The 23,218-nt window shown below is 67.7% G+C and carries 16 protein-coding genes and 1 pseudogene; 10 read left to right on the top strand and 7 right to left on the bottom strand.

Features of this window, described 5'->3' with window-relative positions; genetic code table 11:
• Nucleotides 1-77: 77 nt before the first annotated feature.
• A complete protein-coding gene (locus ACIQCZ_RS32360) occupies nucleotides 78-1,292 on the bottom strand; it encodes an IS110 family transposase (protein ID WP_376294922.1) in 1,215 nt (404 codons plus the stop codon).
• A gap of 1,170 nt (nucleotides 1,293-2,462) precedes the next feature.
• On the opposite strand from ACIQCZ_RS32360, the gene ACIQCZ_RS32355 reads away from it, so the two are divergent.
• From ACIQCZ_RS32355 to ACIQCZ_RS32335, 5 genes are all read left to right on the top strand, one after another.
• Nucleotides 2,463-2,996 carry an IPT/TIG domain-containing protein gene (locus ACIQCZ_RS32355; RefSeq protein ID WP_402287609.1) on the top strand — a complete coding sequence of 178 codons (534 nt, stop codon included), beginning with the start codon at nucleotides 2,463-2,465 and terminating at the stop codon, nucleotides 2,994-2,996.
• 32 nt (nucleotides 2,997-3,028) lie between these two features.
• Nucleotides 3,029-3,697, top strand: a complete 669-nt coding sequence (locus ACIQCZ_RS32350; protein ID WP_402287607.1) for a hypothetical protein — start codon at nucleotides 3,029-3,031, stop codon at nucleotides 3,695-3,697.
• Nucleotides 3,698-3,840: 143 nt separating this feature from the next.
• Nucleotides 3,841-4,041, top strand: a complete 201-nt coding sequence (locus ACIQCZ_RS32345; RefSeq protein ID WP_402287604.1) for a hypothetical protein — start codon at nucleotides 3,841-3,843, stop codon at nucleotides 4,039-4,041.
• A 101-nt stretch (nucleotides 4,042-4,142) separates the two neighbouring features.
• Nucleotides 4,143-6,872: a hypothetical protein gene (locus ACIQCZ_RS32340; RefSeq protein WP_402287601.1), complete on the top strand. Its 2,730-nt coding sequence runs from the start codon at nucleotides 4,143-4,145 to the stop codon at nucleotides 6,870-6,872.
• A 13-nt stretch (nucleotides 6,873-6,885) separates the two neighbouring features.
• Nucleotides 6,886-8,256: a hypothetical protein gene (locus ACIQCZ_RS32335; protein WP_402287599.1), complete on the top strand. Its 1,371-nt coding sequence runs from the start codon at nucleotides 6,886-6,888 to the stop codon at nucleotides 8,254-8,256.
• A gap of 350 nt (nucleotides 8,257-8,606) precedes the next feature.
• Here ACIQCZ_RS32335 and ACIQCZ_RS32330 read toward each other — a convergent pair whose 3' ends face one another.
• From ACIQCZ_RS32330 to ACIQCZ_RS32310, 5 genes are all read right to left on the bottom strand, one after another.
• Entirely contained in the window at nucleotides 8,607-10,736 is a 2,130-nt protein-coding gene (locus tag ACIQCZ_RS32330; protein WP_402287596.1) for a BTAD domain-containing putative transcriptional regulator, read from the bottom strand.
• A gap of 624 nt (nucleotides 10,737-11,360) precedes the next feature.
• A complete protein-coding gene (locus ACIQCZ_RS32325; RefSeq protein WP_402287594.1) occupies nucleotides 11,361-11,519 on the bottom strand; it encodes a hypothetical protein in 159 nt (52 codons plus the stop codon).
• A gap of 73 nt (nucleotides 11,520-11,592) precedes the next feature.
• Complete coding sequence (locus tag ACIQCZ_RS32320; RefSeq protein WP_402287591.1) at nucleotides 11,593-12,138, bottom strand: DUF3558 family protein; 546 nt, start codon at nucleotides 12,136-12,138, stop codon at nucleotides 11,593-11,595.
• A 32-nt stretch (nucleotides 12,139-12,170) separates the two neighbouring features.
• Entirely contained in the window at nucleotides 12,171-13,763 is a 1,593-nt protein-coding gene (locus ACIQCZ_RS32315) for a hypothetical protein (protein ID WP_402287589.1), read from the bottom strand.
• Nucleotides 13,764-14,122: 359 nt separating this feature from the next.
• A complete protein-coding gene (locus ACIQCZ_RS32310) occupies nucleotides 14,123-14,668 on the bottom strand; it encodes a DUF3558 family protein (protein ID WP_402287587.1) in 546 nt (181 codons plus the stop codon).
• 188 nt (nucleotides 14,669-14,856) lie between these two features.
• Here ACIQCZ_RS32310 and ACIQCZ_RS32305 point away from each other — a divergent pair.
• A pseudogene (locus ACIQCZ_RS32305) lies at nucleotides 14,857-15,127 on the top strand (ABC transporter ATP-binding protein); the annotation flags it as partial.
• A gap of 243 nt (nucleotides 15,128-15,370) precedes the next feature.
• On the opposite strand, the gene ACIQCZ_RS32300 reads toward ACIQCZ_RS32305, so the two are convergent.
• Nucleotides 15,371-17,062, bottom strand: coding sequence for an acetolactate synthase large subunit (locus ACIQCZ_RS32300; protein WP_402287585.1), 1,692 nt, complete (start codon nucleotides 17,060-17,062; stop codon nucleotides 15,371-15,373).
• A 228-nt stretch (nucleotides 17,063-17,290) separates the two neighbouring features.
• Here ACIQCZ_RS32300 and ACIQCZ_RS32295 point away from each other — a divergent pair, with 228 nt between their 5' ends.
• The 4 genes from ACIQCZ_RS32295 (at nucleotide 17,291) to ACIQCZ_RS32280 (ending at nucleotide 23,214) form a co-directional block, all read left to right on the top strand.
• The gene (locus ACIQCZ_RS32295) at nucleotides 17,291-18,028 is read left to right on the top strand and encodes a flavodoxin family protein (RefSeq protein ID WP_402287583.1); all 738 of its coding nucleotides are present in this window, start codon (nucleotides 17,291-17,293) and stop codon (nucleotides 18,026-18,028) included.
• A 992-nt stretch (nucleotides 18,029-19,020) separates the two neighbouring features.
• Nucleotides 19,021-20,286, top strand: a complete 1,266-nt coding sequence (locus ACIQCZ_RS32290; protein ID WP_402287581.1) for a molybdopterin-dependent oxidoreductase — start codon at nucleotides 19,021-19,023, stop codon at nucleotides 20,284-20,286.
• Between the two features lie 2 nt (nucleotides 20,287-20,288).
• Nucleotides 20,289-20,792 (top strand): hypothetical protein, encoded by a 504-nt coding sequence (locus ACIQCZ_RS32285; RefSeq protein WP_402287578.1) that lies wholly within the window; start codon nucleotides 20,289-20,291, stop codon nucleotides 20,790-20,792.
• A 595-nt stretch (nucleotides 20,793-21,387) separates the two neighbouring features.
• A complete protein-coding gene (locus ACIQCZ_RS32280; RefSeq protein ID WP_402287680.1) occupies nucleotides 21,388-23,214 on the top strand; it encodes a glycoside hydrolase family 15 protein in 1,827 nt (608 codons plus the stop codon).
• The last annotated feature ends 4 nt before the right edge of the window (nucleotides 23,215-23,218 follow it).

The following is a 23,218-nucleotide window of genomic DNA, read 5'->3' as shown; positions in this document are numbered from 1 at the left end:
GGAGGAGAGCATCGGGGGGGGTGCCTCTATGTCCTTCGTCAAGTTCGTGCTGCCGGTTTTGAGGGTTTTCATCCTGGTCATGCGGCGAGGGTGACGGTGGGGGTTCGGGACTCGTAGAAGGTGCCGTCTCGGAGCATGGCGAACAGGACGCTGGTGCGTTGGCGGGCGAGGCGGAGGAGGGCCTGGGTGTGGGTTTTGCCGCGGGCGCGTTGCTTGTCGTAGTAGGTGCGGGAGGCGGGATCGGCGTTCATGCAGGCGAAGGCGGAGAGGAACATGGCGCGTTTGAGTTGCCGGTTGCCGCCTCGGGGTGCGTGCTCGCCGTGGATCGATGTGCCGGACGATTTCGTGGTGGGGGCGAGGCCGGCGTAGGAGGCGAGGTGGGCGGCGGTGGGGAAGTTGGTGCCGTCTCCGACGGTGACCAGCAGGACGGCGGCGGTCCTGACGCCGACGCCGGGCATCGACGTCAGGACCGGGGAAAGAGGGTGAGCCTCCAGCAGGGTGTTGATCTGGGCTTCCAGGGCCCGGCGCTGTTCCTGGACGGCCGCGAGCGAGCGGGCCAGGGAGGGAACGACGATGTCGAGGGTGCCGGTCCCTGGCACGACGACGGTCTGCTCGTCGAGCGCGTCGAAGACGTCGTCGATCAGCCGGGTGGCCATGCGCGGGGCCTTGGGCCGGACGAGTTCGACGAGGCGGCGGCGTCCGGCCTTTCGCAGTGCGGCCGGGGATCCGTGGCGTTCAAGAAGCCAGGTGACGGCCTGGTGGTCGAGACGGGGGCCCAGGACACGCTCCAGGCTTGGGTGGAACTGGGTGAGCAGGCCGCGTATCCGGTTGGACGTGCGGGTGGCCTCGGCGGCCAGGTCCTGGTCGAAGCCGACGAGCACGGTCAGCTCGGCGGTGATCTCGTCGGTCAGTTCCAGAGAGCGCAGGGTGTGCGGCAGGGTGCGGGCCGCGTCCGCGATCACCGCCGCGTCACGAGCGTCGGTCTTCGCCTCGCCCGGATACAGGTCGGCGATCCGGCGCATTGCCAGGCCGGGCAGGTAGGCGACCTTGCAGCCCGCGTCCCGGGCAACGGCCAGCGGGAGGGCGCCGATCGAGGCGGGCTGGTCCACGATCAACAGGACGGTGCCGAACTTCGCGGTCAGCTTGTCGAACACGGCCCGCAGCCTCGGCTCGCTGTTGGGCAGCTGCTTGTCGAGGACCTTCTTCCCGGTCCGGGTGAGTCCGTGGCCGTGATGAGCACTCTTGCCGACGTCCAGGCCGAGGAACACGCCCACGTCTTCGGTATCGAACATCACGCCCCTCCAGGCGAGTTGAACGTGCCGGCCTCGGCAGTGGTGTCGTACGCGCGCATCCACGTTATGCAGACCTGCCGCCCGCGAGCTGTCCGGCATTGCGCCGGACCGGGCAGTGGCCGGACCTCTCATCAGCGTCTCCGACGGCACCTCCCGGGCTCGGTGACACCACCCCCCAGGTCATCTGTTCGACAGGGGGACACAGTCATGCCGGGCCCGGAGGCCAGCGGCCCTCTTGCAGGACCGCGAAGAACATAACGGGGGGTGGGGAGCGGCCTGGGAGCATGTCGGCGACGGTGTCGAGCTGGGTGCGGACGGCCTGGGCGGTGGGCTATGCAGAGATCGCTGCTCCATCACTCGGCGGGAAGCCATCCGACAGCGTCTGCAGAACTTCGCCGGCACGCGTGCAACTCCGGCCAACCGCTTGCCACTATGAACATCACCTGATCAACTCAACTCGGACATTCCACAAGAACGACGGGCCCCTGGGGTCCGTCGAGGAACAACTTGCGTGTTGGTTCGCCGCTGACCTGCAGTGGGATGGCGAGAGACGCACAGTTTGATCAACGTCGGCCCCTGGTGTCCGAGGACGTCCCGGAACTCTCCGTAGGCGTCGTCCCGTTGCGGCTGGGGCAATGGGGCGAGCCGTGGTCGCCGAGTTGGCTCGGCAGGCGGCTGCAAGCGGTTTTACTCGGATCTGCCTGAGTGCCGAGCGGGGTGAACCGCACGCGCCGCCTCTACTGTGACGGGTTCTGCTGGCCTGTCACCCGTATGGAGTAGTTCCACCTCACTCGATGGATTAGAGCGAGGTACGCTCATGAAAAGGGGCATCGACATTAAAGGCGCATTTGACCTGGCGTGATGTCTACTGCTTGAGACGCGGGATTTATTTCATCAGGGTGCTGGCTCCGAAATAGCCATCCAATGTACCGCACCAGCAGATCGTTCGACCCGCGATAGATGACCCCACCTGCGATCGAATCGATCACGACTGAGCGCAGTATCCAGCAGATTGCCGCAGATTGCCCAATACGGCTCCCGAGGTCCCAGCTGATGCGGGAGTGCGGCGCGAATCAATCCTTCTGCCACCTATTTCGATCGGATTCAAGGGTCGGCTGACGCGAGTACGGCCCACGCGATCGAGGGGAACGATTGAGGGGAATGAGAACAATGCAAATCACGGGCTTCAATCCTACGAATGGCCCCATCGACACGAGGGTCACCTTGTCGCTGACGGATATGCCATCAGATGCGAGTATCAACAACACCACGGTACTGCTGAGCGGATCGCCCACGGTCAATGTGACTGCCGTCGACTCACGCGGCGGCACGATCGACGTCACCATTCTGGCCAACTCGCAGAGCGGCGACTTCGAAGTGACGGTTCAAAGCCCGACAGGTCCCGTCAGTGCGCAGAGTTCGACCATCTTCACCGTAGATGCAACGCCTGGGGCAGTGCAGATCACGGGCATGCAACCGCGCACAGTCGTTCGAGGTCAGACACCATTGACCCTGACTGGTCAGAACCTCAACCAGATCAAGTACCTGCGCATCGGCAGCGTCAATGTCCTGACCCTGCAGCACCTGAACTCTGAAATGGTCCGCGCGACGGTTCCGGCGGCCGTACAGCAAGGTCAGCAGCGTGTCACCGGACAGACACAGGATCGCCAGGTGAACTGCCCCTTCATTCTCACCGTGCAGTAGCCGAACTCCGTCGCAGAAAGGAGATGGCATTCATGACCACCCCGCAGGATGTGGTGGACGCCTGGGCGGATATCACGACATGGGTGCAGGACACGCTGCCTGAACTGGCGCAGCAGCAGAGTTTGCCTGTCGGAACGTACGACGCCGGCGACCTCGGCGCCTGCAGTGCTTTCAACGACCCCGGGGAGGGCTCGGTGGGCTGGGGGAGTGACGGTGACGCCACCATTACGCTGACCTCTCTCAAGATCGCCAGCATGTCCGGCGTGAAGATCCAGACCGCAGCCGAAGTGGACGGCGCCACGGTGCACCTGCCGTTGTCGTTCTCCCAACTTGGAGTCTCCGGCAACTACAGCTATGGCCAGCCCTGTGCGTACTACGACTTGGGAAAGAAGGCGGATTCCGCAACCGCCAGCGGTCATGGCGCCATCGCCCAGACCATCAGCAACAACTCGCTCTACTACGTAGCCGAGTTGGGAGACACCGTGACCCTGAACAGCGTCGTGGTCAATGGCGCTCCGACGGTCACCATCACCCCGGATACGGGTGGGATGCCTTCCTGGCTGGTAGCGATCGGCAGCTTCTTTTCCACTTTCAAGGAGGAGGATGCGCTGCGCTCGACGCTACAGAACGTCTTCCTGACTGCTGACTTCAGCAAAACGTTGATCGCGTTGCTCAACCAGCGGATAGGTGGCCGAACATGACTGTAAATCTGGAGAGCTCGACGGTTGAGGTGCATCTGCAGACTCCCTCTGGGGATGTGCCAGTCGGTCAGTTCATCCTGAACGATGGTCAGGTCACGGGAACGGATCGCCGCGGCATCACTTACCGAGGTACCTGCACGCCCATGCCGGACGGTGGCCTGGACGTCGAGCTGATGGCCAGTGTGCCGGCCGGTACCAGAATCGGGGAGAGCAAGGTCACCGAGACGAACGCCGAGCAGAAAGTCGTCTTCCACCTCGACCAGGAACAGGTGGCGGGCCGGCAGACCAAGGAGATCCTGCTGTCCGGCTTCGGATCCGCCGATGTGCGATTCGAGGTGCGCTGACAGAGTTTTGTCGTGGCAGCGCCTGAGGGCGCCCACCGCAACGTGATGCCACGCTGTACCGACACCGGTACCCGCTCTGATCCGCTTTGTGGAGAGACGTTATGACCGGGAGCCAACAACCGCAGCCGCAGAACCCGCTACAACTCGGCCAAACACTGTATGAGGTGCTGGATGTCACGGTCATCGGCACTCCCCGGAGCGCACCCGCCCCCCGCTATAACCGGGTGATATACAACGCGGACGGTGGAAGCCCGGTCGAGCCGCTCGACCTGCAAGCACAGGATCAGATCCGGGACGTCAAGGCGGCCACCGATATGCATGCCGCAGTGCAGAACGTCTATGTGCTGACAGCCGACAACGTACAGATCATCGGAAGCGACCACGACAAGGCCACCTCGCGAACCTGGCCCGTCTCCAACCTGAACAACATCGTTGATCTCGATCCGCAGCAGATTCAGGACCCGCACCTCCTGCTGTTCGGCCAGGACACAAAGGGTATCTTCCTGCAATCGCTCGATTGCTCCACCGGGCACCTGTCCAGCCCATTGCGCCTGCCCACCACCGTCACGGGCAGGGTGGTGGGCGCGCTGCTGGCACGCAATCAACTCGATGCGCACGTGATCGTCTGCACCGTGCACGACGGGGAGTTGACGGTCAACGATCTCGGTTCGAGTGCGCTCGGTGCGAATCCGGCGATTTCATCGGTCAACACCATTTCGCTGGGCGCGGTACAGAATTCGGCTGTCGTCGACATCACCACAGCCTCGCTGGAGGCAGGTACTTCGGACCATCAGGTGGTAGTGGCCTATCCCGATCCGAAGGGCGTCCTGAACGTTGCCGTGCTCGGCTGGACCAAGCAGACCCTGGTTTCGGTCGCGACGGCCACCCCTGATCTCAGCTTCGCCCCGCCCGAGGGCGCGGTGTTCCGGGTGGCCGCCGGCGACCTGCTCGGAAATGGCGTGGACCAGCTGGTGGTCGGATACGGTGCGACCTATCAGTCCGTGAAGGGCTGCGCCGCGCTGTTGCTGTTCGAGCTGGAGGAGGGGGCCCACGGAACTCAGAGCCTGAAGCAACTCAGCAAGTACGCCGCAGCGAACACCGGTTCACAACCTCTCGCCTCGATCGACCTGCACTTGGCGGTCGGTCTGTTCGGGGAGGCACTGCCTCCGGACCGGACGGCGGTATCGGCCGATGCGCCCGCAGGAGTGCTGGGGGTGCTGGTCGTCGGCGGTGGCGCCACCTTCGACCAGCTCATGAAGGGGGAGGCTTCCGTTCTGGCCGGTCTGGTGCCCGTCGATGCGGTCGAGAAGACGTTCCCGCGGTTGAACAATTCGCCAGGTCTCCCACAGCACCTGACGGACGTGATGACCATCGACTACCAGTCCGGTTTCTTTGCGTTGCCGAGCGATGTCACTGGGCAGAGCGTGATCCTCGGTCCGCCGACGCTCAGCCAGTCGGTGGGCAAGGGGCAATTGCTGGCCGTCATTCAGGCGCCGCCGTTCGAGTCCGGTGATGTGTCGATCAGCAACCCGACCCTCACCTTCGGTCAGAGCGTCTCCAAGGTCACGGGATGCAATGTCTCGTCGAACAAGGTATGGACGTTCAGTCAGGACACCGGCCTATCCATCGGAATTGCCGGGCAAACCTTGGGACAGCACGTCAGCAGCTCCTATGGCTACGGCTTTGACCAGCTCGATGACTACTCCACCAGCAGGCTCGTGCAGTCGACCACAACGATCTCCGTGGACGACCTGATCGTGCTGTACGCCATGAGCTACTACGTCTGGACCTACCAGGTCTACCGCAAGGCCAGCCAGGACGCCCCGGACGGCACTATGGCGGTCATTTTCCCGATGACGCCGGAGCCGGTCCAAAGCATCATCCCCGCGAGCGATCCCAGCCTGGGCTACATACCCCGCTCGCAAAACGGTGTCCTGTTGAGCTATGTCAACGTGCAACCGGATGGTTACGACGAGTCCCAACTGCTGTTCAACTTGACCAGAATGTCGGTAACCAACGAGTCCGGCGGAAGCACCCTGAACTACGACCAGACCCAGATGGTCAGCGAAAACACCAGCAAGTCATTCATGGTCCACAACTCCACGACGGACAGCGCGCACTTCTCTGTCAGCACCAACCTGCTCGACTACATCCCGATCGATTTCGGGCTGGACCTGAGCGAAGGACAGACATACTCGGAGTCGGACGTGCAGACGACGATGCTGTCGCACACCACCACCATGAACATCACCGTCACGTCGGGAAGCGTCAAAGACATCGGCTACGAATACCAGATCACACCCTACATTTATTACCATCAGACGATGGGATGCCTGATGGTAAGTTATCAAATCGCCATGCCCGGCAAACTGTGGGCCAACTATTACGGACCCCATGTCATGCTGCCTTCGCTGTATCCGAATTCCGCGGATCCAGTGTTGCAGGGATTCAGTCGATCGATTTCTTTCCAGGACAAAGAAGATGGCACGGTCGACGTCGACGTGGAGGTCTTCAACAACAGTTTGAAGGGGATCCAGAATGTCGCCTGCGAGTTCTACCACGGTGCGCCGTCGGTAGTCGAAAGCAAGCTGACGCCGTCTGGGAATATGGTCGGACGTCAGAGCTTGGAAACGATACTTCCCGCTGGGCGCGCCACGATGAGCATGAACATGAGCTTGCAACAGAAAGACCAGGTGGTTGTCGTTGTAGTGTACGGCGTTCCGCCACCGGACGGCACGCAGGTGCGTGAGGTGTATTGGGGTATCTACCCGCCCTCAGCCTTCGCGGACTGGCATGCGCAGCAGGTGTCATTGCCGGCTGGGGAAGGGTGACTCGGCTATGAGATTGTCGGCCGTCGAGCGGGCGTCGTGTGGATTCACCGAGGAAGGTGCGGATGATCTGGGACCGCTTGCGGGCGGGATATCATCCGACGCTGCCACAGCGGTGCTGCGGGCCCGGAAGTTCGGTCGTGGCTTGCACGTGACCTGCGCGGCCAGGCGTGCCGTAGCCAAGCTTCGTGCCCGCGCGCCGGAACTCGCCGAGGGCGGCCACCTTGGGCTGATCCTCGCCACCGAGCGTGGCGACCAGCATATGGTGGCCCGGCGCACAGCCGATGTCGCCCAGCGGATGAGCCTCGGGGAGCGGGCGCCGGCCGATCTCTTTCGGGCGATCGCCTACTTTCCGGTGGGCCGGGTGGCGAAGAACATCGCGGAGAAGCTGAAAGCCTGGGGGCCGGTCGTCAGTGTCCCCGCCGACCTCGAGCGAGCTCGGACTCTGGCTGAGGTGTGGTTGACGGCCGGGCGTGTCGAGCAGGTGGTGCTGGTGGCTGCCGACGCGACGGCCGATGGTGCCACGGCGCATGCGGCAGCGGAATTGTGGCTCGGAGGCCGACGAGCCGACACCGCGCCAGCCCTTACCGTGACCGCCTATGTCCGGCGGACGCACCAGAGCGAGGGCGTGTCGTGCGCGGAGCTGGCCGGCCAGGTCATCGAAACGCTGGCCCCGGCCGGCGGTCGGCGTACCGCACTGATCGTGGGTTCCATGCTCGCCGACGCGGGCGAGTCGTTGCTCGCCGAGGCGTCCCCCCGTGACCCCGGTCCGCCCTTGGAAGGCGCCATCCGCTCACTGGCGGGCCGGCTTGGCTTCAGCGAGCTGTTCGTCCTCGTAGGTTCCTCCGGGGCCAGCATGACCGCCCTCGGGCTGGCCCAGGACCTCATAGCACTGGACCGGGTCGACTCTGTCGTGGTCTGCGGCGTCGATCTGGTCCACGGCGTTCTGGCACGGGCCCTGGGGCTGCTCCGCTGCGACGACCTGCCGCACATGCGCGGGGGAGCAAGCGCTCTGATGCTGCAACCAGGGACGCCGGACGGCGACCACCCCATCCTGCAGGCATGCTCACTGGTCAGCCCAGCCGTCCCCTCCCAGCCCACCGTCGCGATGGACCTTGCCGGCGTCCCCACCGGTCTGCCGAACGACAGGAAGCCGTCGCATGTCGTGCTCAGCGGACTGAGCTCCCTCGATCTGCAGTGCGCCGAGCAGCTGGCCGGCCACGTCTGGCCAGGCGCCCCGATCTCCAGCCGCGGCGACGTTCGTGGTGTCGGCGACGATGTCCTCCAGCTGGCGGGAACGGCCAGTGGCCTGGACCTGCCCATGGGCATTGTCGGGGTCCACTCCCTCGGCGGGACGGGATGCTGCCTACTGACTTCGGCGCTTTGAGGAATTTCCAGCAGCTCGCGCCGTCCGGGATCGACGACTTCGGAGAACCGCCCGGTTCGAATGGAGATGCGATTTCGTGAAAGGACCGAGTCGTGGCCGACCTTCCCGTTACCCACTTGAACTCCGTCGCCGTGCGGTGAGCATGGTCGCCGAGGTGCGCGACGACCAAGGGCTGTCCCGTGATCCGCGGTGGATCAGCGTGCGGCGTCGGATGCGGTGCATCGCAAGGCGGAGGGGCGTCCGCGTACCGGATGTATGTGGACGTTCCGACAATGCGGCGAGGTGCCGTAGCTGTCGTCGCGTGCCCGCCGGGGATCACGGGACAGCCCTTGGCCGAACCGCCCAGGCCGTCACGCCGTGGGGAAGGGGACGGGGCGGACATCGATCTCGTGCATGCGCTTGGCGTAGTCCCGGTAGCGGCGGCGGGCTTCGCCGTGCCGGCCCGCCGCGGAGAGTGCGGCGATCAATCCGAGGTGGGCCGATTCGTCGTAGCCGTCCTCGCCGATCAGGCGCAGGTACCAGCCGGCTGCCGCGTCGCAGCGATCCAGCCGCAGGCAGCGGCGGGCGAGGGTACGGACGACGTCGCGGTGCAGCTCGGCGAAGGCCGCGCGCGGGCGTTCGCTCCACTCCCCGGTGAGCTCGCCGTCGTCGCCGAAGTCGCCGGTGTACATGCCGACGACCACTTCCAGGCGCTCCACCATGTCGACGCCGGCCGCCGTGTCCCGGTTGCCCTCGACCGTGGCGTTCGCCGCGATGGCCGCACGGGCCGCGTCGTGGAACCGGACCGTGTCGAGGACGACGTGCCTCGTGTTGAGCCGCACGCTGGAGGGATCGGTGACCAGGAAGCGGTTGGCCGGATGCCGCCGCGCCGGGTCGAGGACCGCGCGCACCGTCGAAATCAGCACCGACAGGCGGCGGTTGGCCACCTCCGAAGGTGTCTGCGGCCACAACAGGGCGGCGAGCGCGGTCCGGGTGACCGGTCTTCCCAGCTGACCCGCCAGAACCTTGACGAGCTCACGGGCCTTCCGCGACTGCCATCCGGCCGGGGGGACGGGCGTTCCGGAGAGCAGTACCGCCAAGTGGCCCAGGGTCTGCACGGCAACCTCGGGGACCGGCGGCGGACCGATCGCCGCCAGCGGCCCGGCGATGTGCCAGACGTCGTCGCACACCCCCAGCCGGTGCAGCCGCTGCCAGGCGACGTCCTCGGACAGCCGGTCGCCTGCGTGGCGTGCCCGCAGCAGTGCGTTGGTGGCCAGCGCCACCTCGTTTCCCGTGTCGGCCCAGACCGCGGCCGCCTCTACAAGCCCGGCGGCACGGCGGGCGGTAGGGCGCCCCGGCATCGCGGCCGAATCCCCCCGGTATGCGGCGAGCGCGGCGAGTTCCATCGCCTCGGCCAGTCCGGCCGGGTCGCGGCGGCGGCCGGCCTCCGAGCGGACGTCTGCGGCGTACTGGGCTGCCGAGACGGTGTCTCCGCTGCACAGTGCGACCCAGCCTGCGGCCAACTCGCCGGTGACCGGCCCGGCAGCGTTCGGAAGCGTGAGGGACAACTCCGCATACCGTGCCGCCTCGCCCGGATCGTCGGCGTAGCAGGTGCGCGCCAGCCCCGCCCATGCCTGCGCCACGACCTGGGCGTTGCCGTCCGGTTCGGCCATCGCCACGGCCTCGCGGTAGGTCGCCGTCGCCTGCCAGGCGGAGCCCCGGGTCAGGTGCACCCGGGCGATCATCAGCAGTCCGAACGCGGCCAGCGGTGAGCCCTCCCGCTGCCACAGGGTGAGCGCGCGATCGGCGTCGGCGCGGGCGGCGTTGAGATCGCTGAGCCCCAGCCAGGCCTCGGCGCGGTTGTGCAGGGCCAGTGCGAGCAGCGTCTGCTGGGGGGCGCCCTCACCGAGTCGGATCGCCTCGGTGAGGGCGTCGACCGCCTCGCGCAGACGCCCCTCCTCGACTAGGCGGGAGCCGACGTTGGAGCGGATCCGCAACTGCAGGCCTATGTCCCCGGCTCGTTCGGCCGCTGCGAAGGCCCTGGCGTAGGCGTGTTCGTTGGCGGCGCGGTCGCCCTCGCTGAAGGCGACCAGCGCCTGGGCGAGGTAGGCCGCCGCCAGCGCAGCGTCGTCGCGGCTCTGCTCGGCAGCCCGCACCGCCTTGTCGGCGAGGCTCCGCGCCAGCGTTCGGTCACCACGGGCCCAGCGTGCTGCCGACCGGCCGGCCAGCAACTGGGCCTGGTCTGCGCCGACGTCCCCGGCATCGGCGGCCGCGCGTTCGTACAGCGACTCGGCACCCTCGAACTCGCCCCGCTGATGGAGTACACGGCCGAGCCTCCAGGCCAGTTCGGCAGGCAGCAGCGCGTCCGTCGGGAGCGTCGCGACATGCCGCAGCGCCTCGTTGTACTGCCCCTGTCGCAGGGCCGACTCCGCCAGTCGCGCGACAGTATCGGGGTCGCGCACCCGGTCAGCACCCGCAGCCCCTCCCGCGCTGGTGGTCACCGCGTCAGAATACTCTGAACCGCCCCAGGTCCGGCAGAGATCTCCGATTGTGGTTGTGACCTGAGGGTTCGTGGATCTCCTGTAGTGGTTGGCTTCATACTCGGCGGGTGGGACGTGGCCTGTCTCACCGGGAGTCGGCGGTGGCAGTACCAGCCGATCCACTCGGCGGCGGCGAGCTCGACCTGGGAGAGTGTCCTCCCGGGCCGGCCGGGTTTGATCAGCTCGGTCCTGCACAGGCCCGATCGTAGATTCCTCAAAGCGTTGTCGTAGGCGTCGCCGATCGACGCCGCGATCCCTGCTCGGTCCAGATGCTCGGCCGGCGCGAACGATGTGTACTGTAGCCCCGCGTCCGAGTGATGTATCAACTCGCCCTGTTCGTAAGTGAGTCCATGACGATCGCGTTGCCACAGGGCCACCTTCGGGGCGTCCGGCCGGCGTCGTGCTTCCCGTCGTCCGTCGTCGCACACGTACCGCGAAGCCGGTCAGGCCCGCGATGACGTCGGCGGGGACCGTCTGGATCGCGTTGTTGCAGGTGAAAACCGCGTCGTTGTCCTACTGCCGGGAGTAGGCGATGCGGTTCTCGGTCACCGACAACTCCTCCTGTGTCTGCCGCTCGTGCGCGGCCTACCCGCTGACGGTTTCCACGCGGTTGGGGGACCAGATCGTGGCGCGCCGCTTGAGCTGTACCTCGATCTCGATCTGGGTCCCAGGCGTGCCCACCGCACCGCGTTTGCGGACGAGACCGTTGTAGGGCACGACGAAGGCAAGGCTGAACAGCAGCACGACGAGAACGACAGCGACGGGTAGGAGCGCAGGGGCTCCTGTGGATGGGACGGGTGCGCACGGCGGACACGGGTCAGATCCGTGTGGCCACCTTTCGGGCCAGCTCTTGCAGCGGTGTGCGGTTCTCCGCCGGGTCGTTGAGCCGCACCAGACGGATCGACACCCACCGGTCGGACCTGCGGAGGAAGACCGCCTCGTCCTCGGCGTACGCCTCGTCGCCGATACCGGCCAGCGGCCTGAGCGTGTGTCCGAGATCGCGTTCGATGTCGAGGTACTTCTTCGCACCGTCCCCGACGAAGATCTCCACCTGGGCCGTCGGCCCGGTGACGGGACCCGTGTAGGTGCACGTCTCCCGTACCGGTGTCGCGGGGTCGAGCGCTGTTCCGGCCAGCTTCTCGGCCTCCTGCTTGGTCACCAGGGCGCAGGGGTCGACGGCTGCCCCATTCGGCGGCGGCGCCTCGGTGCTCCGCTCCGTAGTCCGGGTTGCCGTGGCCGGCTCGCTCGACGAGGGGCCGGCTGCCGGGGACTGCCCGTGGCCGCCGCACCCGGACAGCGCGAGCAAGGCGAGTACAACCAGGGGCACCAGTGGCGACGGCGGGCAGCTGCGGTTGCGGTTCATCGGGATCCTCACTGTCTGCGTTCGTCTCGGTGTCAGGACTTGCACAGCGGTACGTCCGGCAGTGTCTGCTGTCTGTGGACGAAAGGTGTCAGGCTCTCCCGCAGCAGCTGGAACTTCATCGTCGGCAGGAGCTTCTTGAGTGCGGCCATGGCCACGGCGGAGACGGAGACCCCCACGCCCCCGCCGACCTTGCCGTCCAGCGTCGCTCCGACACAGCGGGTCAGCGGGGCGCCGAGGGCCGAGCCGTTGGTCACCCCGAAGTCCATGACGAGCTTGGCGTAGGGACCGGCGAAGGCAGCGGGCACACCGACTCCGACCTGGACCTTGAACTCGACGGCGGTGGCGATACCGCTGACTCCGACGGAGATGCCGGTGACCGAGTCCATGATGCTTTTGATCACCGACAGCTTCGGGGTGACGATCGAGCCGTTGACCATGCCGATGGCACCGTCGAGCCCCCACTCACCGTCGGCGGTCACCGTGGTGTTGTTGCCGCCGAGTGCGGTGGCGACGCTGAACTTCCAGCTGATGTCGAAGGCGAAAGGGGTCCCCGCGATCGGCAGGGTCATCTGGACCGGTACCTCGGCCCGGATCTTCGAGTTGTCGATGACACCGTTGGCCGCACCGGCGGCGATGCTGATCGCGACGCTTTTGATCCCCTCGACGGCGAACGTGGCCCCGTCGGCGACCCGACCGCCGGAGATCGGTACATCGGAGCGGATGTGCAGCTTCTCCGTCTTCAGCGAGAAGTCGACAAGGACCTTGAGCCCCGCCGCGGCCTTGTGATTGAATTTCAGGCCGAACGCCCCCGGGCTGCGGTACGGCTGGGCCTTCCATTCCCCGAGATCTGCTGTGACGCTGCTCGACCTGGCCGGCGGCAGCGTGCCCCCGGCGGCGGCGACCCCGACCGGTCCCCGTGCGACCACGGTGCCGACGCGCCCCGAATGCGCGGCGCGCACCGATGTCTGTCCGATCGTCCGCGCCGTCGTCGGAACATCCCGCGCGGCGTCCTTGGCAGCGCCCTTCTCGGCCTCTGTCGCAGCGTCCGTCGGGGCATCCGCAGACACGGTCACCGCCCCGGGCAGGTCCGGGATCTCCAGGTAGTGGAGCGCGCCGTCGTCGATGTCCTGGTCGAGGGTGAGGTGGGCATCGCGGAACACCTCGGTCAACTCCACCGGGCCCAGGGTGGCCACGACGTCTCCGTGTACTCGACGCACCTCCTGCACCCGCCCCACCGCGCGGCTGGTGGCGTACAGGACCTTTCCGAGCCGAACATCCTGGGCACCGCGGGCTTTTCCGTCGATGGTCCAGGTCAGACCATCACTGGATGCCGACCGGATCGCTCGCGGTCCGCCCTCGACGATCACGACGTCGGGCTGGTAGGTGATCGACGGATCACGGACCGGCCGGGTCCCGTAGGTGAGCGCGGCCTCGGACGTGTCGGCCGGACCGGAGCCCTCGTGCGCACGCCCGGGTGCGCCACCGCATGCCGCTGTGGTGGTCAGCAGGAGTGCGATCGCGAGCGGCGCGCACCGCCTTCCCGGGCGCGGCGCGCTCAGGGCCCACCCCAGGCGGAGGGCCGAAACCCCCTGTGACACAGCCGACAGCAGCCGGATACCTCTCATGCCGTGATCCGTTCGCCATGGCCGACGCGCGCGGCGCCGTACCCCGTAGACCATCATCGATTGGCGTGTTCGCGCCCTGTTCAGGAATCCTTCGGGCCACCGGTCGCCGCGTCGCCTCCCGTGGTCGCCGCGGCTGCCGGGCAACGGCGGCAGACGGCCTCGTGGAGTGCTCCGCCACCGCCTCGCCTCGCACGCGGACGTGCAGGGCTCGGGGACGGTCGGACGAGGTGGGTCCCGGGAACGGGCCGCGCGGCACGACAGCACTTCCGCCCGCGCCCGGCCCCCACCCCCGGCACGTGCCCCGCCGACCGCGCGCCGTGCTCGTGGGATGCGGCCCGGCGCGGGCCCGGCTGCCGGTGTCAGATGCGCGCGGCCACCGTCCGGGCGAGTTCGTTCAGCCGCCCGGCGTTGTCCGCCCTGTCCGCCACCACGGTCATCGCCACCCAGGTCCCCGACTTCCGGAAGAGCACGGCGAAGGTCCCATGATCGGAGGCGTCGTAGGAGTAGGCCTCCTCGCCCACGCCGGAGAGCGGCTGCTTGTGGGCTCCCGCGAGAGTGTCGTCGGCGAAGGCCTTGGCCTCGTCGCCCCGTACAGTCGAGGAGATCAGCACCCCTTCGTGCGAGTACTCGCAGCCCGTGGTGTTGAACTCGCTCGTCTTCGCCGTGACGGACGCGCCTCCCAACTGCTGGACCTCTTGGACGGAGATGAGCCCGCAGGGGTCCGCCGGCGGTCTTTTCGCCGGGGCTCCGTCTCTGCCGCCCGTGCGGTCCGTGGCGTCCGACCGCGGCCGGTCGGCAGCCGAGGGAGCCGTATCGCCGGAGCCGCCGCACCCGGCTGCGGCGAGTGTCACGAGCAGCGTCATGGTCAGCACCGGAGCATGCCGCAAGCGTCTTCGGGACATCATCAGCCAGACCTCCTTGTCACCGCCGCCGACTCTGCGCCGTGCGGGGGCGGCAGCTCCGGCCCCGTACTGTCCGGGCCGGTCTACCGCCCTGATCAGCATGGACGCATGTGTTCGTGCCGGGTTAGGGAATTCTTCAGGTGAACGGAGGCGCCCCTCGCCGCCCACTCTTCGGGCACAGCCCGCGCGCCCGCGGGGAACCGGTGACGGGCGCACCGGAATCGGTCGGGCCGGCCGACGCGGCCGGAGCGTATCCGTGGCAGCTCTCGGCGGGATGCATCAGAGATCGGCGTCGCCCGCACGTTCGCGTACGAGCCCTGTGCTGCTGATGGACGGGCCGTTCGCGGCTGTCGACGCACAGACGCGCGCCGATCCGAAGGCCCTCGTAAGAGGCTGCGGCGGGAGCGGGGGACCACGATCCTGTTCGTGACGCTCGACATCGACGAGGCCGTGTACGGGGGCGGCCCTTGGAAGACCAGGCCCTCGCCGGGCGTGTAACTGAATTGAATTCGTGATGTCGGCCTGATCGTGGTCAAGCGTCCATGGGATCTGTCAATCGCCGAAGGGACTCTGGCCGGTACGGACCAGATCCGGGTTCTACGAGGCCGGCAGCAAGCGGCGGGTCACGGCGACCCCGTTGCTGCCGGGCGGTGCGCGCCGGGCGGCCCTGCCGACTCGCACCACTTCGAGACCTGGGCCGTCGGGTCAGAACGGGCCGTGGAGGCTGCCGAGTCTGTCGGTCAGACGCAGATTCTCGGAGTAGTCGACGGGGCAGGCGATCACGGAGACCGTGTCGTCGTCGAGGGCGTGGCGCAGCACGGGCAGCAGTTGGTCGGCGGCCGTGATCGCGTAGCCGCGTGCGCCGAAGCTCTCGGCATAGGCGACCAGGTCCGGGTTGGTGAATCGGGTATGGCTGTGGCGGCCGAGTTCGAGTTCCATTTTCCAGGTGATCAGGCCGTATTCTTCGTCCACCAGGACGAGGACGACCAGCGGGACTCGTTCGCGGACGGCAGTCTCCAGTTCCTGGGAGTTCATCAGGAACGAGCCGTCGCCCATCATCGCCAGGACTCGTCGGTCCGGCCGAGCGAGCTTGGCGGCGATGGAGCCCGGTAGTGAGAAGCCCATGGTGGACAGGCCGTTGGAGACCAGGCAGGTGTCCGGTTCGTAGGTGGGGTAGAGGCGGGCCATCCACATCTTTCCGGCGCCGGTGTCGGCGAGCACGATGTCGTGGCGGTCCAGCGCGGCGCGGACATCGGTGACCACGCGTTGCGGCACCATGGGGAACGCGTCGTTCTCGCGTCCGTACTGGAGTTCTTCGTCGAGCAGCGTACGGATCTTCTCGCTGCTTGCCGAGTCGTAGGTGAGTCCGTCGGGCAGTGCTGCCGCCAGTGCGTCCAGCGCCTGTGAGGGGTCCCCTTCGATGCCCACCGCGACCGGGTAGTGGGCGTCCACCTCGGCGGGGAACCGATGCACGTGAAGGATCCACTTGTCGCCGTTCGGGTTGATCTTGACCGGGTCGAACTCCTGGATCTCGTAGCCCACGCAGATCAGCACGTCGGCTGCGTCGAAGCCGAAGTTGCCGTAGTCGTGACGCATGAAGCCGACCGCACCGAGAGCGTTCGGATGATCGTCGGGGAAGACGCCCTTGCCGTGGAACGTGGTCGCGACCGGGATGTTCAGCCGCTCGGCGAACCGCACCAGGGCGGCCGAAGCGCCGGCTCTGGCGGCACCGTGGCCCGCCAGCACGACGGGGTGCCGTGCAGCGGTGAGCACCTCGACCGCCCGCGCGATCTGGGAGGGGGACGGCGCGTCGGCGCGCACCGTATCGATCTGCAAGGGTGCCAGCTGCTCGGCTGGACGCTCTGCTTCGATGTCCTCGGGCACCGCCAGGAACACGGCGCCAGGGCGCTCGCTCTGTGCGGTCTTGAACGCCTTGCGCATCATCTCCGGCACCGCGGCCGGACACTCGATGCGGGCCGCCCACTGCGTGACGGGAGCGAACATCGACACCAGGTCGATGACCTGGTGCGACTCCTTGTGGGTACGGCGCAGCGATCCCTGCGCGGCCAGGGCCACCATCGGCGCGCTGTTGGTCATGGCGTCCGCGGTACCGAGGAGCAGATTGATCGCGCCGGGCCCCAGCGTCGCCGAACACACCCCGGCCCGGCCGGTCAGCCGCCCGTAGATCTCCGCCATGAACGAGGCAGCCTGCTCGTGGCGCACCAAGACGTAACGGATCCCGGAGTCGTTCAACGCGTCGACGAAGCGGATGTTCTCCTCACCGGGGATGCCGAAGACGTACTCCACGCCCTCGGCCCGCAGACAACGCACCAACAGGTGCGCGACGTCCTCCACTGCTGCCGTGTTCCGCGATCCCGTCGCGCCTTCGGTGCTCATGAGACGAACGTAGGCACGCCCGCCTGGCCCGGCCACTCATCAGCCGGTGACCGGGGCCGCCGGTGATGGGTACCGGCCCGCGCCCGCGCCCGCGCCCGGGCACCGCGAGCGCCGTCGGCGCCATTCGGAGGTGTTGTGATGGCGGATGCCGTGGTCGGCCCGCACGCTGGAGCCGGATGTGGACGCGCCGCCGCGCACGGTGCGGCGGCAGGGCTCTGGGAGGACCGTATGACTGCTTCGTCGCCTGCGACTGACGCACCGCCGGCCCGGTACGACGACCTTCGTGCCCTGGTGATCAACTGCACGCTCAAACGCTCGCCGGAGACGAGCAACACCCAGGGACTGATTGACCGCAGCATCGCCGTCATGGACCGGCAGGGAGTGCACGTCGATGTCGTACGAGCGGTGGATCACGACATCGCCACCGGTGTGTGGCCCGACATGAGGGAGCACGGCTGGGAGACGGACGCCTGGCCGGACCTCTACCAGCAGGTCCTGGCGGCCGACATCCTCGTGCTGGCCGGTCCCATCTGGCTGGGCGACAACAGTTCCGTGATGAAGAGGGTGATCGAACGCCTCTACTCCTGCTCCAGCCTGCTCAACGAAGCCGGCCAGTACGCGTATTACGGCCGTGTCGGCGGCTGCCTGGTCACCGGTAACGAGGACGGCGTCAAACACTGCGCCATGAACGTGCTCTACAGCCTGCAGCACCTGGGGTACACCATCCCTCCCCAGGCGGACGCCGGATGGATCGGCGAGGCAGGTCCGGGCCCCTCGTACCTCGATCCCGGCTCGGGCGGTCCGGAGAACGACTTCACCAACAGGAACACCGCGTTCATGACCTGGAACCTGCTGCATCTGGCGCGGGTGCTGAAGGATCTCGGTGGCATTCCCGCCTACGGCAACCAGCGCACCGCCTGGGACGCTGGCTGCCGCCGTGACTACGAGAATCCCGAGCACCGCTAAGGGCTGTCCCGTGATCCGCGGTGGAGCGGCGCGCGGCGTCGGATGTGGTGCGTCGCAAGGCGGAGGGGCGTTTGCATACTGGATGTATGTGGACGTTCAGACAATGCGGCGAGGTGCCGTAGCTGTCGTCGCGTGCCCGTCGGGGATCACGGGACAGCCCTTAGGGACCTCACTCGGTTGCCTTGATGGCGGGATTCATGGGCGATGGCGTCCGAGGACGACCAGCCTCAGCAAGATGGAGCGCAACATGTCACCGGGGCGAAGCTGGGCACCAGCACCAGGGTCTCTGCCGCAGGTGACGCAGTGGGCCGGTAGTGGTGGAACCGCGGGGCCGCCCCGGTGGTGACCAGGTAGGCCGGAACGGACAGGACGCCTGCCGCCGGATGGGCCTGGACGGTGCGAACCGGAGAGCCGCGGAAGGCCGGCCGCCGGTTCGCTTCGGTGCTGAGGACGGAGATGGCGAGAAGTGAGGCGAGATCGGCCACCGGGGGAGGGGCCCAGTGGCACAGCTCCCAGTACAGCAGGGTTCGACCCGCTGCGGAGGCGACGCCGATGACGACGAGCCAGCGTACTTGTCAGCCTGGTGCGGCCGGGCTGGGCGGAGGCACTGTGCCGTGCGCCGAGGCGTCGCGCGCCTCCATCGTGAGGCACGAGTGCAGGGTCTTGCGGGATCACCGGGGACAGCGGTTCGACTGTTCGGCTGTGGACAGACGCCCGCATGCACCTCAGGCCCGGACAGCCGACCTGACCTGTGTCAGCTTGTAGGTGTCCTGTTCGTTCGGCATGGAGCTGTCTCAGCGTGAGAGCGGCTTGGGAACTGGAGGAGACGGCCGATGGCAAGTGGCGGACGCCCGTCGGGGCCGGCTCCATCCGATGGGTCGCGACTTCGGAGATCGGGCGGGAAACGTAGACGGGCCCGGCGTGAGCGCGTGGACGCCGCTGTTGCGGTGGCCGCCGCTCGTACCCGGGCGGCCGCACGGCGCATCGGACAGATGCCCCCACCCCCTGGTCCGTTCCGTCCCGGGTTCTGGCGTAGTCCGATCCGTGGGCCCTGGCTGACCTCGGTGTTCGGTTTACTGCTGCTGATCGGCATCCCGCTGCTGTTCGTTACCGGACTGCTCTCCTACGCCTCTTACAACCCCGAGCTGAGCCCTCTCAACGACAAAACCCCCGACAAGGGTGTCCTGGGCTTCTACCTGTTCAGCTGGCCCACACACCCGTACTGGCTGTACCGGCTGACTCAGGGCGTGCATGTCACGCTGGGCGTGGTCCTTGTGCCGGTGCTGCTGGCCAAGTTGTGGTCGGTGATCCCGAAGCTGTTCGAGTGGCTACCGGTGCGCTCCGTCGCCCACGGGCTGGAGCGGTTGTCCCTGCTGATGCTGGTCGGCGGGGTCATCTTCGAATTCGTCACCGGCATCCTCAACATCCAGCTCTACTACGTCTTCCCCGGCTCGTTCTACCGCCTGCACTTCTATGGCGCCTGGGTGTTCATCGCTGCCTTCGTCGTTCACGTATGCCTCAAACTCGGCCGGATGACACGTGCCCTGCGCTCTCGCAGCCTGGGCGCCGAACTGCGCACCGACCTCGCCCACACCCTGCCCGAACCACCCGACCCCGACGGTCTGGTGGCGGCCGCCCCCGCCTCGCCGACGATGACCCGCCGCGGCGCGGTGGGCATGGTGGGAGCGGGATCGCTGCTCCTGCTCGCCGTGACCGCCGGACAGAGCATCGGCGGTTGGTTGCGCGGCACCGCGCTTCTCGCACCGCACAACCGCGATCCGGGCAGCGGCCCGAACAGCTTCCAGATCAACAAGACGGCAGCGGCCGTCGGCGTCACACCCGCGCTCGTCGGCCCCGACTGGCGGCTGGAGGTCCGCGGCCACGGACCGGCACGGGTCTTCACCCGCGAGCAGCTTCTGACGATGCCCCAGCACGCCGCCGCACTGCCGATCGCCTGCGTGGAGGGATGGTCCACCGACGACCAGCACTGGAGCGGCCTGCGGCTGGCCGACCTCGCCGCCGAGGCCGGCATGCCCGGCGCCGGAGATGTCCTGGTCGAATCCGTCCAGCCCTCCGGCCCGTTCGCCAGGGTGGTGCTGCGGGGCAACCAGATCCACGACCCCCGAGCACTGCTCGCCCTCCGCGTCAACGGCGCACCTCTCTCGCTCGACCACGGCTACCCGGCCCGCATCATCGTCCCGGCCAACCCCGGCGTGAACAACACCAAGTGGGTGCACCGGCTCACCTTCAGGACGTGACCATGGCACGCTTCGTCCGCTGGTACGGCTCCGGCCCCCTGCACCTACTCGCCCTGATCGCCTCGTTCGCCCTCACCGGCTACGCCATGGTGCGCCTGTTCGCCGTTCGGCCGCTGGAGGTGGCGATCTGGTTCGTGGGCGCGGCGATCCTCCACGACCTGATCCTGTTGCCGCTGTACTCGCTCGCCGACCTGACGGCCCACTCCGTACTGCGGCACCGCCCTGCTCGCGTACCGCAGGTGCCGTGGATCAACTACCTGCGCGTACCCACATTCCTTTCCGGTGTGCTGCTGCTCGTGTGGTTCCCTCTCATCTTCGATCTGGCGATCCCGTACCCAGGCGCCTCCCGGTTGCCGGAAGGCGTGTACCTCGGCCGGTGGCTGGCCATCACCGGCGTGCTCTTCGCGGCCTCCGCGGTGGCCTTCGCGCTCAGGCTTCGCCGCATGCGGAGGGCCGGCCGCGGCGACGAGAGACGACCCGCCAGAGGGCATGGCGCCACACCGTGAGGACCGACGAAGACGAGCTGTACGACGCCGACGAGCATCTCTACGCCCTGGCCCTGCAAACCGGTCGCGCGCCGGTCCATCCGCGGTTGACGGACAGGCGCCGGTCCCGGCTGCCGGTGCATCGCTGGTGCGCGCAGCCCACCAGGGCTGACCAGACCCTGCTGGAACGCTGTGTCGGCCCCGTGCTCGACATCGGCTGCGGACCGGGCCGACCGTGCAGGGCACTCCTGCGCCAAGGCGTCTTCGCCCTCGGTATCGACGTCGCACCCCACGCGGTCGCCCGGACCATCGCCCTCGGCGGGACCGCACAGTGCCGGTCGGTGTCCGGCCCGCTTCCGGGCGAGGGGAAGCTGGCAGACGTTCCTGCTCGCCGACGGGAACATCGGCATCGGCGGCGACCCGCACGCCTTGGTACGCCGCTGCACCCACCTCATCTCCCCGACGGGTGTGCTGCTCGTCGAGGTCGACAACGTAGGGAGGCTTTGATGGACGACCCACCGGTTCCCGGAGTGGTCTGCGTAGAGGGCGACTGCCCGGGTCGTCCAGGCCCGGCCGCGTCGCCGGTCCGGAATGGGATGGGCCGTGCCCGGTGAGCATGCGACCGATCGGTGACCACGCCCTGCTGTCCGACTGCCGCTCGGCCGCCCTGGTCACCTCCGACGGTTCAGTGGACTGGCTGTGCCTTCCCCGCTTCGACAGCCCGGCGATCTTTGCCCGCCTCCTCGACGAGAACGCCGGCCACTGGTCCATCTGTCCCGCCGGACCCGCAGACGTCAGCCGCCGCTACGTCGAACAGACCCTTGTACTGGAGACGACCTTCCGCACAGCCGGAGGAACAGCCGTCCTGCGCGACGCGCTCGCCCTGGGACGGCGCGAACGCGGGCACGCACTCGGCACCGCCTCCCCCGGAACCCTCCTACGGCAGATCACCTGCACCGAAGGACAGGTGCCCGTCGAGATCACCTACGCGCCGCGCCCGGAGTTCGGACTCGTCCACCCGCTCCTGTCCACCGTCCGCGGCGGGCTCGCGGCCTACGGGGGCGCCCACGTACTGCTGCTGTCGAGCCCCGTCGACCTTGCGGTGAGCGGCTCCACCGCGCACAGCCGGATCACGCTGAGGGCACCGAACCGCCTCGGGTTCGCCCTGCACATCGGACCGGCCTGGGGGAGCGAGCCCGAGCCCTGGCGCCCGCGACGCATCCGCCGACGTCTCAACGACACCGCCGAGGGCTGGCGTTCGTGGTCCCGGCTCCACCGCGGCTACGTCGGGCCCTGGCAGGACGAGGTGGGCCACAGCGGACGCGTGCTGCGCGCCCTGACCTTCGCTCCCACGGGAGCCATCGTCGCCGCAGCCACCACCTCCCTGCCCGAACGCACGGGCGGGACACGCAACTGGGACTACCGCTACACCTGGATCCGCGACGCCAGCTTCACCCTGCAAGCACTGGCCACCGCCGCCTGCGAGAAGGAGAAGGACAAGTTCTTCGACTTCCTCGCCCGGGCGGCGGCGACCCAGCTCCACCGAGGCGTGGATCTGCAGATCATGTACGGCATCGGCGGTGAACGCGACCTGAGCGAGCGGGTCCTGCCTCACCTGGCCGGCTGGCGCAACAGCACCCCCGTGCGTACCGGCAACGACGCATGGCACCAACGCCAACTCGACGTCTACGGCGAACTGCTCGACGCGGCCCACCAGACCCTCCCGCCCGGCGGGAGCCTCGACCCGCCCACCCGGGCCTTCCTGCTCCAAGCGGCCGAGACGGCCGCAAGCCGCTGGACCGAACCCGACCACGGCATCTGGGAGCGACGCGGGCCGCACAGACACTTCCTGCACTCGAAACTGATGTGCTGGGTAGCCCTGGACCGCGCGATCGCCATGGCCCCCGCCCTTCGGGCCGACGAACACGTACCCCACTGGCGGAGCGAGCGTGACCGGATCCGCCAAGTCATCGAACAGCGAGGATGGAACCCCCGGCTGAGCGCCTTCACCCAGGCATTCGAAAGCGACGACCTGGACGCGTCGTCACTCATGCTCCCCATCGTCGGCTTCCTGCCCCCGCACGACCCCCGCGTCCAGTCCACCGTGCTGGCCATTGCCACTCACCTCACCGACCCGGGCGGCCTGGTCCGCCGCTACCGCGGTGACGAGATCGAGGAAGAGGAGGGAACCTTTCTGCTGTGCACCTTCTGGCTCGCCCACGCCCTCGCCCTGACCGGTCACACCACCCGCGCACGGCAAGTGTTCCGAACTGCCGTCGCGCACGCCAACGATGTCGGCCTGCTGGCCGAGGAGGCCGACTCCACCACGGGAGAGGCCCTAGGAAACTTCCCCCAAGCCTTCAGCCACATTGGGCTCATCAACGCCGCCCGTGCCATCCGCGACGCCGAGCAGCAGCCCGCAACACGAGGAACCGGACACTAATCCA

The sequence above is a fragment of the Streptomyces sp. NPDC093149 genome (assembly GCF_044754145.1).
In the GTDB taxonomy this organism is placed as follows: domain Bacteria; phylum Actinomycetota; class Actinomycetes; order Streptomycetales; family Streptomycetaceae; genus Streptomyces.
The sequence above is the reverse complement of the archived record's forward strand: the minus strand, read 5'-3'. Positions and strand labels throughout refer to the sequence as shown.

Bases quoted from the DNA above. Each gene is read 5' to 3' on its own strand.
- ACIQCZ_RS32360 (WP_376294922.1), bottom strand. From the start codon at position 1,292: ATGTTCGATACCGAAGACGTGGGCGTGTTCCTCGGCCTGGACGTCGGC.
- ACIQCZ_RS32355 (WP_402287609.1), top strand. From the start codon at position 2,463: ATGCAAATCACGGGCTTCAATCCTACGAATGGCCCCATCGACACGAGG.
- ACIQCZ_RS32350 (WP_402287607.1), top strand. From the start codon at position 3,029: ATGACCACCCCGCAGGATGTGGTGGACGCCTGGGCGGATATCACGACA.
- ACIQCZ_RS32345 (WP_402287604.1), top strand. From the start codon at position 3,841: ATGCCGGACGGTGGCCTGGACGTCGAGCTGATGGCCAGTGTGCCGGCC.
- ACIQCZ_RS32340 (WP_402287601.1), top strand. From the start codon at position 4,143: ATGACCGGGAGCCAACAACCGCAGCCGCAGAACCCGCTACAACTCGGC.
- ACIQCZ_RS32320 (WP_402287591.1), bottom strand. From the start codon at position 12,138: ATGAACCGCAACCGCAGCTGCCCGCCGTCGCCACTGGTGCCCCTGGTT.
- ACIQCZ_RS32315 (WP_402287589.1), bottom strand. From the start codon at position 13,763: ATGAGAGGTATCCGGCTGCTGTCGGCTGTGTCACAGGGGGTTTCGGCC.
- ACIQCZ_RS32310 (WP_402287587.1), bottom strand. From the start codon at position 14,668: ATGATGTCCCGAAGACGCTTGCGGCATGCTCCGGTGCTGACCATGACG.
- ACIQCZ_RS32300 (WP_402287585.1), bottom strand. From the start codon at position 17,062: ATGAGCACCGAAGGCGCGACGGGATCGCGGAACACGGCAGCAGTGGAG.
- ACIQCZ_RS32295 (WP_402287583.1), top strand. From the start codon at position 17,291: ATGACTGCTTCGTCGCCTGCGACTGACGCACCGCCGGCCCGGTACGAC.
- ACIQCZ_RS32290 (WP_402287581.1), top strand. From the start codon at position 19,021: ATGCCCCCACCCCCTGGTCCGTTCCGTCCCGGGTTCTGGCGTAGTCCG.
- ACIQCZ_RS32285 (WP_402287578.1), top strand. From the start codon at position 20,289: ATGGCACGCTTCGTCCGCTGGTACGGCTCCGGCCCCCTGCACCTACTC.
- ACIQCZ_RS32280 (WP_402287680.1), top strand. From the start codon at position 21,388: ATGCGACCGATCGGTGACCACGCCCTGCTGTCCGACTGCCGCTCGGCC.